The 15,564-nt window shown below is 39.9% G+C and carries 13 protein-coding genes, 1 pseudogene and 1 other annotated feature; of the genes and pseudogenes, 1 reads left to right on the plus strand and 13 read right to left on the minus strand.

Translation table 11 applies throughout. The features are described 5' to 3' along the window. Positions 1 to 1,838, minus strand: a 1,838-nt coding sequence (locus tag HMPREF2701_RS11490) for a G5 domain-containing protein (protein WP_261674413.1), incomplete at its 3' end; no start/stop codon positions are given. Positions 1,839 to 2,370: 532 nt separating this feature from the next. Between HMPREF2701_RS11490 and HMPREF2701_RS10680 the strand changes: the two are divergent. Then, a pseudogene (locus HMPREF2701_RS10680) lies at positions 2,371 to 2,552 on the plus strand (transposase); the annotation flags it as partial. A 78-nt stretch (positions 2,553 to 2,630) separates the two neighbouring features. On the opposite strand, the gene HMPREF2701_RS04795 reads toward HMPREF2701_RS10680, so the two are convergent. The 12 genes from HMPREF2701_RS04795 to HMPREF2701_RS04850 all read right to left on the minus strand — a co-directional run bounded on the left by HMPREF2701_RS04795 (position 2,631) and on the right by HMPREF2701_RS04850 (position 15,386). Beyond that, entirely contained in the window at positions 2,631 to 2,999 is a 369-nt protein-coding gene (locus HMPREF2701_RS04795; protein WP_049491089.1) for a hypothetical protein, read from the minus strand. Between the two features lie 110 nt (positions 3,000 to 3,109). Beyond that, positions 3,110 to 5,902, minus strand: a complete 2,793-nt coding sequence (gene ileS, locus HMPREF2701_RS04800; RefSeq protein ID WP_070482318.1) for an isoleucine--tRNA ligase — start codon at positions 5,900 to 5,902, stop codon at positions 3,110 to 3,112. Positions 5,903 to 5,947: 45 nt separating this feature from the next. Beyond that, positions 5,948 to 6,159, minus strand: a binding site (T-box leader). After that, positions 6,160 to 6,945 (minus strand): DivIVA domain-containing protein, encoded by a 786-nt coding sequence (locus HMPREF2701_RS04805; RefSeq protein WP_042750728.1) that lies wholly within the window; start codon positions 6,943 to 6,945, stop codon positions 6,160 to 6,162. It abuts the feature before it with no gap. A gap of 8 nt (positions 6,946 to 6,953) precedes the next feature. Continuing rightward, positions 6,954 to 7,739: a YlmH family RNA-binding protein gene (locus HMPREF2701_RS04810; RefSeq protein ID WP_061590488.1), complete on the minus strand. Its 786-nt coding sequence runs from the start codon at positions 7,737 to 7,739 to the stop codon at positions 6,954 to 6,956. Continuing rightward, positions 7,736 to 7,999, minus strand: coding sequence for a YggT family protein (locus HMPREF2701_RS04815; RefSeq protein ID WP_061590489.1), 264 nt, complete (start codon positions 7,997 to 7,999; stop codon positions 7,736 to 7,738). Before HMPREF2701_RS04815 ends, HMPREF2701_RS04810 begins: the two co-directional genes overlap by 4 nt. Next, positions 7,999 to 8,532, minus strand: coding sequence for a cell division protein SepF (locus HMPREF2701_RS04820; protein ID WP_061590490.1), 534 nt, complete (start codon positions 8,530 to 8,532; stop codon positions 7,999 to 8,001). Before HMPREF2701_RS04820 ends, HMPREF2701_RS04815 begins: the two co-directional genes overlap by 1 nt. A 9-nt stretch (positions 8,533 to 8,541) precedes the next feature. Then, on the minus strand, positions 8,542 to 9,213 hold the full coding sequence (locus HMPREF2701_RS04825; RefSeq protein ID WP_049491096.1) for a YggS family pyridoxal phosphate-dependent enzyme: 672 nt from the start codon (positions 9,211 to 9,213) through the stop codon (positions 8,542 to 8,544). 4 nt (positions 9,214 to 9,217) lie between these two features. Further along, positions 9,218 to 10,474: a cell division protein FtsZ gene (gene ftsZ, locus HMPREF2701_RS04830; RefSeq protein ID WP_000144257.1), complete on the minus strand. Its 1,257-nt coding sequence runs from the start codon at positions 10,472 to 10,474 to the stop codon at positions 9,218 to 9,220. A gap of 17 nt (positions 10,475 to 10,491) precedes the next feature. Next, the gene (ftsA, locus tag HMPREF2701_RS04835) at positions 10,492 to 11,871 is read right to left on the minus strand and encodes a cell division protein FtsA (protein ID WP_033688313.1); all 1,380 of its coding nucleotides are present in this window, start codon (positions 11,869 to 11,871) and stop codon (positions 10,492 to 10,494) included. Between the two features lie 214 nt (positions 11,872 to 12,085). Next, entirely contained in the window at positions 12,086 to 12,790 is a 705-nt protein-coding gene (locus HMPREF2701_RS04840; RefSeq protein ID WP_049491097.1) for a YwaF family protein, read from the minus strand. Between the two features lie 94 nt (positions 12,791 to 12,884). Further along, positions 12,885 to 14,258 (minus strand): UDP-N-acetylmuramoyl-tripeptide--D-alanyl-D-alanine ligase, encoded by a 1,374-nt coding sequence (gene murF, locus HMPREF2701_RS04845; RefSeq protein WP_061590491.1) that lies wholly within the window; start codon positions 14,256 to 14,258, stop codon positions 12,885 to 12,887. 84 nt (positions 14,259 to 14,342) lie between these two features. Then, positions 14,343 to 15,386, minus strand: a complete 1,044-nt coding sequence (locus HMPREF2701_RS04850) for a D-alanine--D-alanine ligase (protein ID WP_061590492.1) — start codon at positions 15,384 to 15,386, stop codon at positions 14,343 to 14,345. Between the last annotated feature and the right edge of the window lie 178 nt (positions 15,387 to 15,564).

A 15,564-nucleotide genomic window follows, 5' to 3' on the forward strand; every position in this document is an offset into this window, starting at 1 on the left:
CCAGATTGAATGCCTGTATATTCTGGTTTTTCGACCGTCTCAGGGGCTACAACAGCTCCCGATTGCTCGCCTTTATATTCTGGCAAGGAAGGCTGAGTCTCCGGTTCGACGATGGCTCCAGATTGAATGCCTGTATATTCTGGTTTTTCAGTTGTCTCAGGGGCAACTATTGCACCAGATTGCTCACCTTTATATTCTGGTAAGGAAGCATGGGTCTCTGGTTCGACGATAGCACCAGCTTGAGTTCCCTGATATTCAGGTAGCGGAGCTACTTTCTCGGGTTCGACTATTGCTCCAGACTGAGTGCCTGTATAGGATGGTTTATCAGTTTTCTCAGGGGCAACTATTGCATCAGATTGCTCACCTTTATATTCTGGCAGGGAAGGCTGAGTCTCCGGTTCGACGATGGCACCAGCTTGAGTTCCCTTGTATTCTGGTTGTGGAGCTACTTTCTCTGGTTCAACAACCGCTCCGGACTGGGGACCTGTATAGGATGGCTTATCAGCCGTTTCTGGTTCTACCAAAGCCCCTGATTGAGCACCTCCAACCTCTGGTTCCTGCTTTTCAGGTTCAACAATCGCACCAGCTTGAGTTCCCTTGTACTCTGGTTGTGGAGCTACTTTCTCGGGTTCGACTATTGCTCCAGACTGAGTGCCTGTATAGGATGGTTTATCAGTTTTCTCAGGGGCAACTATTGCTCCAGATTGCTCACCTTTATATTCTGGTAAGGAAGCATGGGTCTCTGGCTCACCTTTTCTTGCAGACTGGGGTGCTTCACTCGGAGCAACTGCCTTCTTAGTCCCTTTCTCTACTATACGTGGCAAGGATTTTTCTACCTTGGTCGAGAGGATCTCACGAGTAATTTCTTGGTTTTCAACAGTAAAAATACGAACAACCTCAACCTTCTTCCCAACATGACCTTCTTGTTTGACACGAATTGTTCCCTCTGCTAGTTCGGGATTCTCTTGAACCACTTCAGCAAAGTCTAGCTTGGTTTCAATCTCTTGATCTTTGTATAAGAGCTCTGGTTTATTTAAACGACCAGCCAAGACTTCGTCATGAGGATCCACACTAGCAATACCAGACGGCTTTTGATTGGGTGAATCTTTAGAAGGGATTGGCTTGTCAGCAGAGCTTGTTGGAGACGGATTTTTCCGCTCATCTCTTACATTTTGCCCACCTTCATTGGACTGGAAATGAGGGTGAACCGTATCGTCTAGTTTCTGATCTCTAGCAACAGTTTCTAACTGATTAATTTTCTTGTCTTGCTTAATATAGCCTAGATAGGTATAACCTGACAGGACTCTTGGCAGAGGCAGACTATCTCCTTGGGATAATTGATATTCTTGATTATATTGGAGCAAGAGTTGATTTTCAATAGCCTGAACTGAAGAAACCAAACCACTCCCCATGCCTGTTATCAAAACAACCTTCAACAGTACTTTCTTCTTGCCTTTCTTTCTCGAAACAGCAAAAATGAGGAGTCCAATCGAAGCGAGGGCTCCACCAGTAAGGGCGGTAACCAGATTATTGTGCTCACCGGTATTAGGCAACTGACCTAGTTGGGCTTTCTCATCCATACGGTAGACTAGATAATAGGTACTCTCACTATCTTCAGCAATATTAGGAAAATCCTTTACAATCAAGTCCTTCTCATGACTACTCAGTTCTGTATCCGTCACGTATTTGTAGTGAACAGATACATTTTCTTGAGCAAATACGGTCCCACCGCTAGCAATAGACACAAAAAATAAACTAGAAATTGAAGCAGACACAAGACCAATCGCTAACTTTCGTAAGGAAAAACGATGCTGCTTCTCTCCAAAAAACTTTTTCATTCTATATCCTCTCTATTATTTTATCCCTTTCAAAATAGAAGAAGCATTTTGCTTCCTCACTATGATAAACTTACAAGAAACAAAAATACTTCTATATATATTTTGATATATTTAATCTACAACCATCATTATACTATAAAAAGAGTTCCTTGTCTCAAATAAATGCTTTAGATTTTACGAATGAAATAGCTTATTTATCCTGTAAGATTTTCCGTCAATTGGTAACAAAAAAATAAGGCTAACCGTCTTCATACTGTAATAAGTATTTCTAACAAATAGTCAATTCGTCCCATCTCAATTCGAAAGATATGATTCTTCAATTTCAAATTTTTCAAAATTTCAAAGTATAGGAATTGCCAATAATTGTCATAATTTCTCCTATCTAGTCCACGAATGGGATTAATCCAACAGAACTACCTACGATAAACAATACAGACAGTGCAGGAGTCACACGCTCATCGCCCTTGAAATACACAATAGCCACAATTCTTAAAACTAAAATAGTAACTTTCATCAATCATGAAATCATTGAAAAATCGTCAACGCCCTTCAATTAGCCTATTCTAACTCCAAATCAGAAGCGACCAATAACCTCATCAAACTTATCAAGCGAAATTCCTTTGATTTTCGAAACTTTGAAAACTTCAAAAAACGATTTTTATCGCTCTGAACATCAAAAAAGAAAGGACGAAATTTGTCCTTTCTCTATCTTAGCTTTTCTTTAATCCACTACTGCTGACAAAGAACCAATTTTAGAGTTTCTCCATTTACTCTAGTTGACAAAAACTCTATTTATAGTTCAACTTTAAATTTTTTGAGGCTTCCTAAAAATAATGAAGCACCAACAACAATGACGATTCCCCCTATCCATCCTAATAATGGAACCAATGCAAGTGCAGAGCCAACAATTAATAAGACTGATGGTGCAATAGAAATTCTATTATCATCTTTATAGTATATTAGTGAGAGAATACCTAGAATTAAAATTCCAATTTTTACTAAACTAAAAATAATAAAAATAATTCCTAAGATGACACCAACAACTTCTTCATCATCAAATATAGAGGCAATCATAATTATAATAATTGGCAAAATGGCTAGAATAGTTCCTGTAACTAAACCAATGATACCATCTAATTGAGCAAGTGTTTTCTTTTTCATCAATATTTCCTTTTCATTAAAAATTAATATTATACATTAATTTTGTTTAATATTTTCTTTTATATCAAACTAAAATACACACACAGAAAACTTTTTAATCTATAATTCGATTATTTCTCTTCAAATCCTTCTGCGACTGCATCTGCAAAGTTTTCTTCTACGATGCTTGCACAGTGGTCACAGATGACTGCATGGTAGCTGCGTTCTGCTGTTGTTGGGTCAATGCGACGGCAACGGTCACATACTTGGCCTGCAGCGCGTTCAACAGTGAAGGCTACGTCTTCAAAGCTTACAGCAACTTCTGGAGCCGGTCCTTCTGCGATGGTCAAGTCTGACACGATCAAAAGTTGAGCCACATTGCTGTTTACTGCTTCGAGTAGAGTTTTCACCACTTCATTTGGATAAACTGTCAAGTGAGCTTCAAGCGATTTACCGATTACTTTGGCATTACGAGCTTCTTCCAAGGCTTTTTGAGCTTGTCCACGGAAGTCCATGAAGGCAGCCCATGTATCCAAGATTTCTTCTTGATTAGCAAAAGTTTCTGCTTCTGGTAATTCTGATAATTGGACGAAGTCTTCTGCTTCAAACTCAAGATATGACCAGATTTCCTCTGCTGTGTGAGGAAGGATTGGTGTCAAGAGTTTGGTGATTTTAACAAGAATGTCATAGAAAACAGTCTGCATTTGACGGCGTTCCAGTGATTTAGCACCTTCAATGTAAACAACATCTTTGGCAAAATCAAGGTAGAATGCTGACAAGTCAACGTTGATAAAGTTCACCAAGGCCTTGTAGATTGTCAAGAATTCAAAGTTTGCATAAGCATCACGAATGGTCTTGACAAGCTGGTTAAAGCGAATCGTCATGTACTTATCAACTGAACGAAGTTCTTCGTAGGCTACTGCATCCACAGCTGGGTTAAAATCAGATGTATTGGCAATCAAGAAACGAAGGGTGTTACGAATCTTACGGTAAGTTTCAGAGACTTGGCTCAAGATATCCATAGAGATACGCACGTCGTTGCTTGAGTCTACACTTGTTACCCAGAGACGCAAGATTTCAGCACCGAATTGTTTTTCAACATCATTTGGAGCAATGGTATTTCCAAGAGATTTAGACATCTTCTCACCTTTACCGTCAAGGGCAAAACCTTGTGACAAGATTTGTTTGTAAGGTGCTACGCCATGGTTGGCAACAGATGTGATGAGTGATGAGTTGAACCAACCACGGTATTGGTCAGAACCTTCTAGGTAAAGGTCTGCTGGGTAAGTCAACTCTGGACGGTTTACTACAACTCCATTCCATGATGAACCTGAGTCAAACCAAACGTCCATGATGTCTGTTTCTTTCTTGAACTCGCCGTTTGGTGAACCTGGATGAGTAAATCCTTCTGGCAAGAGGTCCTTAGCATCACGTTCCCACCAAATGCTTGAACCATGTTCCTCAAAGAGTTGAGCCACGTGTTCAATAGTTTCAGCAGTCATAATCGCTGTACCGTCTTCAGCGTAGAAGATTGGAAGTGGAACACCCCAAGCGCGTTGACGAGAGATGACCCAGTCGCCACGGTCACGAATCATATTGTAAAGACGGACTTTACCCCATTCTGAGTGGAATTTAACTTTTTCAATTTCGTCCAAGATTTCTTGGCGGAATTTAGAAACTGAGGCAAACCATTGTGGAACTGCACGCCAGATGATTGGTTTCTTAGTACGCCAGTCAAATGGGTATGAGTGAGAGATTTCTTCTTGAGCAAGAAGGAGGTTACCAAGTTTCTCGATAACAGTTGGAACTACCTTTTCATAGAATTGACCTTCAAACTCAGGACCAGCATTCTTCATCATGATACCACGTTCGTCAACAGTCACTGCGACTTCAAGACCATTAGCAATACCAACATTGTAGTCGTCCTCACCAAAACCAGGGGCTGTATGGACAATACCTGTACCAGAGTCAGTTGTAACGTGGTCACCAAGAATAACCAACTCATCTACAGCAGTATCCCATGGATGTTCTGTTACAATGTGGTTCAATTCTTGACCACGGTAAGTTGCCAACACTTGAACATCAGCCCAGCCAAATTTCTCAGACAAGCTAGTCAACAATTCTGCAGCAACCACAAACTTACGAGCTTCACCAGCAGGTTGAACCAAAACGTAATCAATATCTGCACCAACAGTCAAACCACGAGAAGCTGTGATGGTAAATGGAGTTGTTGTCCAGACTACGATATAAGTATCTGTATCTAGAACACCTTTGCCATCTTTTACCTTGTTGGCATAGTAAAGGGAAGTTGAAACCAAATCATGGTATTCAATCTCCGCTTCAGCAAGGGCAGACTCAGATGACCAAGACCAGTAAACTGGCTTGGCACCACGGTAGATATAACCTTTATTAGCCATCTCACCAAATACACGGATTTGAGCTGCTTCATAGTCAGGAGTCAACGTCACATATGGATTTTCCCAGTCACCAGAAACACCTAAACGTTTAAAGTCTTCACGTTGTTTATCTACTTGAGAAAGTGCGTATTCACGGCAAAGTTTCAAGTACTCAACCAAGTCCATTTCTTTGCGTTTAACACCTTGTTTTGCCAAAACTTGCTCGATTGGCAGACCATGAGTATCCCAACCTGGGATAAATGGTGCGTAAAAACCTGACATTGATTTTGAACGAACAATGATATCTTTTGAAATCTTGTTCATAGCGTGTCCAACGTGGATATTTCCGTTCGCGTATGGAGGGCCATCATGCAAGGTGAAATGAGGTTTTCCTTGGTTCAATTCTTGACGATGTTGGTAAAGTTTTGCATCTTCCCATTCCTTTTGCCAAACTGGCTCTTTGGTAGGAAGTCCTGCACGCATTGGGAAAGCTGTTTTCCCAAGGTTAAGGGTATCTTTGAGTTTCATGGTATCTCCTTTATAAATAATAACAAATTAAAAACCACGACTGCCAAAAAGGACGAAAATCGTGGTACCACCTTTATTCGGAAAAAGATTTAGTCTTTCTCCCTCTTATCCCGTAACGTGGGGAACGTCAAATCTTACTCCATTCAGACTTGAGTTTTTGAGAGGATAATCTTATCATTAGGGATTACAGGACTCACACCATCTCCTGCTCGCTGAAAATATAAGGATAAAATATTGTTCTCACATATCACTATTCATTATAAGATTAGGACAGATTCTTTATTTGTATCTTCCTCATTCGATGAAGGGCCTTCGACTTCAACTGGCTCTAAATGTTCTTCTACATAATGATCTTGTTGAGCTTCAAATTCAGCTAATTCTCTATTACCAGCCTCAATTCGAGCTTGTAACTCAGCCATTTCTTCAGGTGTAAATTGACGAGTCATATCGATTGGTTCTTCTTCTGGTTGTGAATATACCGATTCACCAAGAACTTCACCAACAACTTCTTTAAATGCTTCATCACTTGTCTGAAGATAGGTAGCTGTTGGGCGCAGAATATCTTCCCAATCTGATGATTCAACAATTGCTAACTGACTCTCAATTGTAGATTTGAGACGTTGGTGGAAGACACGGCTTTTGTTCTTCAATTCTTCAGTCTCAACAGCAACTTTCTTAGCATTATCAGTAGCTTGACGCAAGATCTCATTAGCCTTATATTTTGCTTCTTCAAGCAAACGTTGGGCATCTTGCTCTGCCTGTTGGATAATATTATTAGAACGATCTTGAGCAGCTTGTTTCACACGCTCTGCCGTATCTTGAGCAATCAATACTGATTGACTCAAAGAATCTTTCATCTCATCAAAGTAAGACAAACGTTCTTCCAAGCTCTTGATATGCAACTCTTTATCATGATTGCTTCGAACTAAATCTTCATAATCACGAACAACGATTTCAAGAAATTCTTCAACTTCTTCTGGATCAAAACCTCTAAATCTTGTACCAAAGGTTTTATCTTTAATTTCTAATGATGTAATTGGCATATTATTCCTCACTTACTTAATAATAATTGGACCGTTAATTTCTTTTTATCTTTTTTTGTTTGCCCATTATCTCTAACAAGTTTCAATCGACCAAATTTCCTCACACTAATCAAATCACCAACTTGAACTGCATAATCTGATTTTTCAACTAAATGGTAATTAACTTGGACTGCCTGTTTTTCAATTAACTGACTTGCCTGATTTCTAGACAGCTTGAAGACACCTGCTAGAAAAACATCTAATCTAGAACTAGCAATACAAATATCTAATTCTTGATAATCTTCTACTGTAGCAATTTTCTCAGTAAAATCCCGTTCTTCTAGACGAACCGGTAAACGAGCAATTTTCGTAATGCCGTCTTGAAAAAGGAGCATAAACTGTCGATTAATGATAATCTGTGCCCTCTCTTCGTTGACTAAGATATCACCAAATAGCTTCCTATCAATTCCCAGCTTGTTTAAAACAGTCCCTAATATTTTTGCATGCGTTAAGCGTTCAAACTTATTAGGGTAGACAATTTCTTGCAAGGAAAGTTCAAAATCAGAGAATTCTGGCTCAAAATAATCAGGATACAGGAGAACTCGTACATATTCAGTTTCAAGAAACTGCCGACTGCTCATGTAGGAGATGCCGTTGGTTGATGCTAGCACCTTTAAAATCTTTTCTTGATGGGGATTTACAAAGGGTGTTAAAAAAGGAGAATAAGAATCTTCTACCTTTTTTATCCATTCTACTCCCTTATCAATAAAAGACGAATCATTCTTAGAAAAGTGTTGATAAATCATCTTGTTCATAGAAAGATCACTAAAAGTCGAATCAACTGTTCCCCTAGGAAGTGAACTAGTAATACCGCAATCCAGACAGACAAATCAAGACCTGCAATCTGGAGGGGTAAACGTTGCAAGGGAGCTACTATCGGTTTCACTAAACTAATAATCAAGCGTCCAAGACGTGATTCATAAGCATTGGGAAACCAAGACATCAGAGCAAACACGATTAAGATCAGTGAATAGATATCCACTGCATTTTGAATAAAACGAATGAGAAAGATCATTATCTCACTCTCGTACGTTTCATGTCAAAACCAAATTCACCATTTTGTGATTCATCTGGGATTTTGATATCTTCAATATTGACGACAACATCAACTGGTGTCAGCAAGTACATAGTAGACGCTACCTTTTTCATGTTACCAGCTAAAACGTGACGTGCCCCATCCAGATAATCCAAACAACGACGAGCTTGTACTTCTGTCATATATTGGAAATCAATCAAAATACTTTCGTTACCAGCTAATAAATCAACAATATCTGTGGCATCTTCATATTTGCGTGGATAACGAACATCAATTGTCACCTTATCAGTAGAACGTTGACTTTGCATAGCTAACTCTTGTTGACGGGCATGAAGACGAGTGATGTTTTTATCTTTAGATGGCGTACTAGCAGCTTGTTGAGGCAACTCTTGAACAGAAGGGACTGGAGTCACAATCGGCTCTTCAGCTTTAGACTGGTATGCAGTACCAATATCTTCTCCATCTTCTGTAAAATAATCTATAAATTTATCAAATCTATCTTTTAAAGACATATTTCTTTCCTATTTAAAAAATGCTGTACCAATTCTGACAAATGTTGAGCCAAATTCAATCGCTTCCTTGTAGTCACGACTCATACCCATACTCAAGTCCGTCATTGGCATATTGGGAATTTGTTTTTCTCTAATTTCTAGTTGCAAATCCTGCGTAGCTTTAAAAATTTCTTTCAACTCATCACTACTAGCTTCAAAAGGAGCCATGGTCATCAAGCCGACATATTCGATTTTATCTAAGGTGGCCAATTCTGGCAAGAGCTCTAATAGTTCTTCCTTTGAAAAACCATGTTTGCTCTCTTCCCTTGAGATATTTACTTGTAAGAAACACTTAACAACTCGGTCACTTCTTTTTTGAATTTCCTCTGCTAGCTTTAATGAATCCAAAGCGTGGAAATAATCAACATACTGAATGACATCTTTGACCTTGCGTCTTTGCAAGGTTCCAATCAAATGCCAGGTAATATTTCTATCTTTTAAAGCTTCATATTTCTCAAGAAATTTATCCACACGATTTTCACCAATATGATGCACACCTAGCGGAAGCAAAGCCTCCGCTGTCGGTACGTCTACATATTTTGTAACAGCAACAACCGAAACAGAATTAGCTTCTCTTCCTGCCTGCTGACTTGCATCTTTTATTTGTTGAAAAACACGTTCTGTATTTTCTTTCAAATTCATTTACTTAACGATTTTTGAAAAATGGAGGAGTATCTAATTCATCCTCATCGTGTAAAGATGGTGCTTCGAAACGTTCAACTGGTGATACAACTGAATCAGTTGGTCGAACAATTGTCTCACGACGCAAGTCCCAATCACCAAATGCTGAAGATTGAGAAGTTTCTGTACGGCGAGGTGCTGGACTTGGAATTTCTGCAGTTTCAGCCATATCAAACTGACGATTATGATTGTGTGCATGACTAGGACTTGCTTGTTCATGACGGACAACTTGTCTTGGTGCATGGCCCACAACTTTTTCCACACGATCTTGACGAACACCAGTTGCCACAACTGTAACACGAATTTCATCTTTCATGTTTTCATCGATAGATGTTCCGAGCCAGATGTTCACTCCTTGACCAGCTGCTTGGTTGACAATTTCTGATGCTTCTTCAGCCTCAATCAAAGTCAAGTCGAGACCACCAGTAACGTTGACGATGACATCCTCAGCACCGTCAATAGTTGTTTCAAGAAGTGGTGAGTAGATTGCCTTACGAGCTGCTTCTACCACACGTTCTTCACCACTACCGATACCGATACCCATTAGGGCGTTTCCTTTATTTGCCATAACTGTTTTCACATCGGCAAAGTCAAGATTAATCAAACCAGGGTTTGTGATCAAATCAGTAATCCCTTGAACACCTTGGCGAAGTACGTTATCTGCTTCGCTAAGAGCTTCAAGAAGTGGCGTTTTCTTATCAACAATTTCAAGCAAGTTGTTGTTTGAAATAATCAATAGAGTATCTACATGCTCACGAAGTTGATTGATTCCTTCGACAGCATACTGACCACGTTTGCTTCCTTCGAAACCAAAAGGACGTGTCACAACACCAACTGTAAGAGCACCTAAATCTTTAGCAATGCGGGCAATAACAGGAGCTGCACCAGTACCAGAGCCACCTCCCATACCTGCAGTAATGAAGACCATATCTGCTCCAGTAATAGCTTGAGTCAAGGCTTCTTCGCTTTCTTCAGCTGCCTTTTGACCAACTTCAGGTCGACCGCCAGCACCCAAACCACGAGTCAATTTAGGGCCTAACTGAATTACAGTCTCAGCTTTTGTACTACTCAAAGCTTGTACATCTGTGTTTGCTGCGATAAATTCTACGCCTGCAACACCTTCGTCAACCATGCGGTTAATGGCGTTACCACCACCTCCACCAACACCGATTACTTTAATAACTGCACCTTGAGCTGCTGCTGTATCAAATGAAAATGTCATAGTTTATTTTTCCTCTTTTATTCATCAAACATGCTTCCGATTAAGCCACGGAAACGATCTGCGATTTTTGGTTTATTTTGAGAAGATACTTTATCTTCTTTCGGAGCAACTACGTTCGTAGAAGCTGATTGCTCTACCTCAGTATTTTGAACTGGTTGAATAGGGGTAGGTTGTGCTACTTGCGTAACGCGTTGAATCATCCCACCAAAATTAATTGGTTGGTGACGCAAAGTATCCTCACCCTTAACTGCTCGTTGCGCTAATAAATGCACCTCAGTCAATTGACCAGCAAATTCAGACAAGCTAATCACATGAGCGAAGGCAGGATTACGGATTCCAACTTGATTTGGAACGTAAAGTTTGACACCAACGCCAAAGACTTCCTGTGCAAGTTCTACAATACCTGGTAAAATAGCATTTCCACCAATCAGAACAATCCCACCTGGAAGATCCAACAAATGTCTTCTTTCCAACTCTTGTTTGATTTGTTCAAAAATGTGTTTAATGCGAGCTGAAATAATCTCTGCTAGGTAGCTTTCTGTAACTTCTACAGGCTCTACTTCACCAATCACTTCAACTTGGAAGGTTTCATTGCTTGCAAGTGAAGGGTAGGCTTCACCATAGTTCAATTTCAATCCTTCAGCTAGTTTTTGTGAAGTCTTCAAGACTTTAGAGATATCTTTTGTGACATAATCTCCACCTTCTTGAAGAATATTTGTAAACTGGAGTTCTTGGTTACGGATTGTAGCAACAGTTGTTTGACCTGCTCCCATATCAATCACCGTAGCTCCAAATTCACGCTCTCCTTCATTCAAGACTGAACGAACCAAAGCCAATGGTGAAATAATAATATTTTCAACCTGAACACCTGAGCGCTCAACTGTCTTGCGTAAATTGTGAAGAATAGTACGTGGACCTGTGTAAAGCAAACCACGCATTTCAAGACGAACCCCCATCATGCCACGCGGGTCACGAATACCTTGGAAGCCATCTACGATAAATTCTTCAGGAATAAAAGTAATGACTTCACGATCTGGTGTCATACTCTTTGTCAAGGCTGATTTAACAACATTTTCAACATCTTGATCTGTAATTTCTTTTGTATCAGATGTAACTGGAATCATTCCTTGAGTTGGTTCTACTTGCAAAAGATTTCCAGGCAAACCAACATTCACTGATTTGATTGAAATGCCAGCTTTCTCTTCTGCTTGGGAAATAGCTGACTTGATAGCAGTTGCTGCTGCTTCAATATCAACGATAATCCCATCCTTCACACCTTTACTCTTGGCATTACTTACACCAATTACATTTAGTTCACCATTTCTAAGCTCGGCAACCAACACCTTAATCGAATTGGTTCCGATATCTAAGCCTGTAAAAAAACCATCTCTAGCCATTACATCGCATCCTCTCTCTTCCAAGTTTCAAACTTCTATTCAATATAGCTAAAACAGGGCATAGCTATTCACAGAATATTATAACACAAAAAATCCAATCGTGCTTAGTTTTTCCTAAATTTACTTACCATTTTTTTACATTCGCTCATCATATTTTTGTATTTTCCAAACAAGTTATAAAAAATCAGATTTATGAAAAAAAGAAAGCTCATTTCTAAGCTTTCTTTGCAATCATTTTTTCTGCTTCTTGTTCTAAAAATAGTTCCAAGATTTTCTTTGTCAACGTAATCGCTGCTGATAAGGCCAGGGAAACGATTAAATAATTAGCTACTAAGCCATGGTCTCCAACCAATGGTGGTTTTGTCAAGAATCCGTAATCTCCACCTGTTACTAAATTGACCACAAAAATTAAGGCATTTAGAGCAAAGGTCATGAGAAAAATTCCCTTCACATCCAGCAATCGCGCGTTATACTGTCTCAATAGATAAACTAGAGAGTTCCCCAAGAGAGCTAAGTGGCCAAAGATAAAGGATAAAATCGCAATATGTGGGAAAGGATAGGCATCTGGCACTGGATAAACAAAGGCTGCTAATGTCCCAAATGTTCCTAGTAATGCAAAATACTGCCTATATTTAGACTGACCAGGAAGCAAAAGCACCACAAACATAGCCATACGGCAATGGTAAAAAGGTAAACTTTCTGATAGCGGCATATGATTGATCCAGTACCAACCGTAAAGGAGGATCAACTGAACTGCTTGTAAACTCTGGAAAAATCGTTGATAAGCCTTCTTTTCACGATAACGATAGGCTGTATAAAAGGTCAAGGCCAAGAGTGTAAATATACTTAAATACCAAAAAAGGTCAAATTTGGGTGGTTCTGTTGCTTGGGTCGTAAAGAAAATATCCCATAAATTCATCTAGTCTTCCTCATGATTCAAAATTTTCCTGCATTTTATTATACCATGCTATTTGTCAAAAATGGATTTAGAAATACGTAAATGTTTGACAAAATCACTTGTCTTCAGTTTCTAAAGTTTCTACCAACTTGGCTAGATTCATAGAGTTAGAGCCTTTGAGCAGGATTTGGTCATTAGCTCCAAGGCTTTCTTTAACCTGCTTAACTAAGTCTTCAAATTGGTCTTGGTCTTCTGTTTTCTTGAAGTAGTAAACGTGGCCGATTGGGAACATTTGACTAGCCAGTTGAGCCAATTCAGCAATGTCTTCTCCGTAGAAAATCACGGTATCAAGCACATCTGGTGAGAGGCTCAAAATCATCTGGTTATGGAGCTGAACAGACTGGTCACCAAGTTCCTTCATATCCGCTAAAACAGCAATTTTCTTGCCACCTTCGTTGACTGGAATGGCAGAGAAAGTCTCTAAAATCAGCTTCATAGCAGTTGGATTGGCATTGTAAACATCTGATAGGATATCTGCTCCATTGGCTGCTTTCTTCCACTCGGTACGGTTACGCGTCAATTCAAGATTTTGGAAGGCCTGACGAATTTGCTCCTCTGAAACCCCTTCTTGTAGGGCAACATAGGACGCAATCATAGCATTGGTGGCATTGTACTTACCAGTCACTGGCAAATCAAGGGCTTGTTCCAAGAAATTAGCCTTAAAGGTCAGACTGTCCTTTCGCTCAACCAAGTCTGTAATTTCCAACTCTGCCCCTTTCCCAAAACGAACTACCTTTTTATCAGTTGGCAAGTAATCCTCTACAATAGTGTCAGCTGGCGCTAAAAGCAAGGAACCAGGTGCCATCCCATCTGCAATTTGCATTTTCCCTTTAGCAATCTCAGAACGGTCTTTGAAAAAGGCCAAATGGGCTTCTCCAACCAAGGTCACGATGGCTGTTTTTGGACGAGCCAATTCAGACAAGAGATGAATATCTCCCAAGTGATCCTGCCCCATCTCCAAAACCAACTTTTCTGTTCCTTCAGGCATGTGAAGAACCGTGTAAGGAAGACCAATCTCATTATTGTAGTTGCCTTGTGTTTTGTAAGTCTTGTAGGTTGTTGATAGCAAGTGAGCTAACATATCCTTGGTAGTTGTTTTACCATTTGAACCCGTAACCGCAAAGACATCAACTGCTGTTTTTTCAAGATAGTAGGCAGCTAGGATTTGAAAGGCAGTCAAGACATCATCTACTAGAATATAGGGATGATTTGCAACCTCTTTCTCAGACAGGGTTACAGCAGCGCCATTTTCAAAGGCTGTTTCGATAAAGTCATGACCATCACGCGCACCTTTGAGGGGCACAAACAAGTCCCCTGTAGCAATCAAACGACTATCAAACTCAGCTTTTTCTAACTGGGTGTCCTCAAATATGCTGATATCATTTTTAGCTCCTACAACTTGAGCCACTTCATGAATTGTTAATTTCATTTCTACTCCTTTAAAAAGGGTTGAAATCCGAGAACTAAAATCACCTTGCAGTGATGGTTCTGGTTTCTACCCTCTCTTTCATTTTTATAGCAAATGCGCTTCGCGCTTGTCAAAACTTTCCTTAGCAAGATCAACCAATCGCTCGATTAAGTCCGGATAGCTGATCCCCATATTGTCCCAAAGTAGTGGGTACATAGACCACTGGGTAAAACCTGGCATGGTATTAAGCTCGTTTAGGAAAATCTCTCCCTTGTCTGTATAGAAGAAATCGCAACGAGATAGTCCGAGGCCACCAATGGCACGGAAGGCTGTTTCAGCATTTCGACGCATGACAGCTATCACATCATCACTGATTTTGGCTGGGATGTCCATGGTAATCTTGTTATCAATATACTTGGCATCGTAGTCATAAAAGTCAACATCCTTGACTACTTCTCCTGGTAGCGTACTCTTGACATCGTAGTTGCCCAAGAGACCAACCTCGATTTCACGAGCATTTACCCCTTGCTCTACCAAGACACGGCTGTCATATTGAAAGGCAAGTTTCAAAGCTTGACGGAGTTCCTCTTGATTTTCAGACTTAGAAATACCGACACTTGAACCCATGTTTGATGGTTTTGTGAAGACTGGGTAAGTCAATTTTTCTTCAACTTCGGCAATTTTAGCAGTCACATCATCACCTTCGACGATGGCCACATAAGGAACTTGGGCAATCCCGACAGATTCTAACACACGTTTGGTCGTGATTTTATCCATGGCAAGACTAGATGACAATGTGTTACAACCAACATAAGGCATTTTCAAAACTTCGAGGAAGCCTTGAACTGAGCCATCTTCTCCCATCGGACCGTGAAGGACTGGGAAGACCACTGCACCATCTTCGTAGATGGCACTTGGTGCAACTTTCTTATCCCAATCAATGGTTTCATTGGTCATGAGACTATCCTCTTGACCTGGAGTATGACTAAATTCTTGCGTTTTAATAAAATCACCCGACTGGCTGATGAAGAAAGTCTTGACTGTGAAACGATCGTAGTTGACCGCACGCATCACACTCTCAGCTGAAAGAACAGAGACTTCACGCTCTGCACTACGTCCACCGTATAAAAGAATAATCGTTTGTTTCATATTACTTGTTCCAATTCTAATAGAATACTCGTTCTTTAGTATATCATATTTGCTTCTTTTTTGAAACTTGTATCTCAAAAAGCCCTCATTTGAGAGCTGAAATTTTACCTATTTACCACTTGAGCTTCAAAGCGTGCTGGTTTGTCATCTACGGTATCTTTTTCTAGTAAAATTCCTC

Source organism: Streptococcus sp. HMSC077D04 (assembly GCF_001808785.1).
In the GTDB taxonomy this organism is placed as follows: domain Bacteria; phylum Bacillota; class Bacilli; order Lactobacillales; family Streptococcaceae; genus Streptococcus; species Streptococcus mitis_BX.

Bases quoted from the DNA above. Each gene is read 5' to 3' on its own strand.
- HMPREF2701_RS04795 (WP_049491089.1), bottom strand. From the start codon at position 2,999: ATGAAAAAGAAAACACTTGCTCAATTAGATGGTATCATTGGTTTAGTT.
- ileS (WP_070482318.1), bottom strand. From the start codon at position 5,902: ATGAAACTCAAAGATACCCTTAACCTTGGGAAAACAGCTTTCCCAATG.
- HMPREF2701_RS04805 (WP_042750728.1), bottom strand. From the start codon at position 6,945: ATGCCAATTACATCATTAGAAATTAAAGATAAAACCTTTGGTACAAGA.
- HMPREF2701_RS04810 (WP_061590488.1), bottom strand. From the start codon at position 7,739: ATGAACAAGATGATTTATCAACACTTTTCTAAGAATGATTCGTCTTTT.
- HMPREF2701_RS04815 (WP_061590489.1), bottom strand. From the start codon at position 7,999: ATGATCTTTCTCATTCGTTTTATTCAAAATGCAGTGGATATCTATTCA.
- HMPREF2701_RS04820 (WP_061590490.1), bottom strand. From the start codon at position 8,532: ATGTCTTTAAAAGATAGATTTGATAAATTTATAGATTATTTTACAGAA.
- HMPREF2701_RS04825 (WP_049491096.1), bottom strand. From the start codon at position 9,213: ATGAATTTGAAAGAAAATACAGAACGTGTTTTTCAACAAATAAAAGAT.
- ftsZ (WP_000144257.1), bottom strand. From the start codon at position 10,474: ATGACATTTTCATTTGATACAGCAGCAGCTCAAGGTGCAGTTATTAAA.
- ftsA (WP_033688313.1), bottom strand. From the start codon at position 11,871: ATGGCTAGAGATGGTTTTTTTACAGGCTTAGATATCGGAACCAATTCG.
- HMPREF2701_RS04840 (WP_049491097.1), bottom strand. From the start codon at position 12,790: ATGAATTTATGGGATATTTTCTTTACGACCCAAGCAACAGAACCACCC.
- murF (WP_061590491.1), bottom strand. From the start codon at position 14,258: ATGAAATTAACAATTCATGAAGTGGCTCAAGTTGTAGGAGCTAAAAAT.
- HMPREF2701_RS04850 (WP_061590492.1), bottom strand. From the start codon at position 15,386: ATGAAACAAACGATTATTCTTTTATACGGTGGACGTAGTGCAGAGCGT.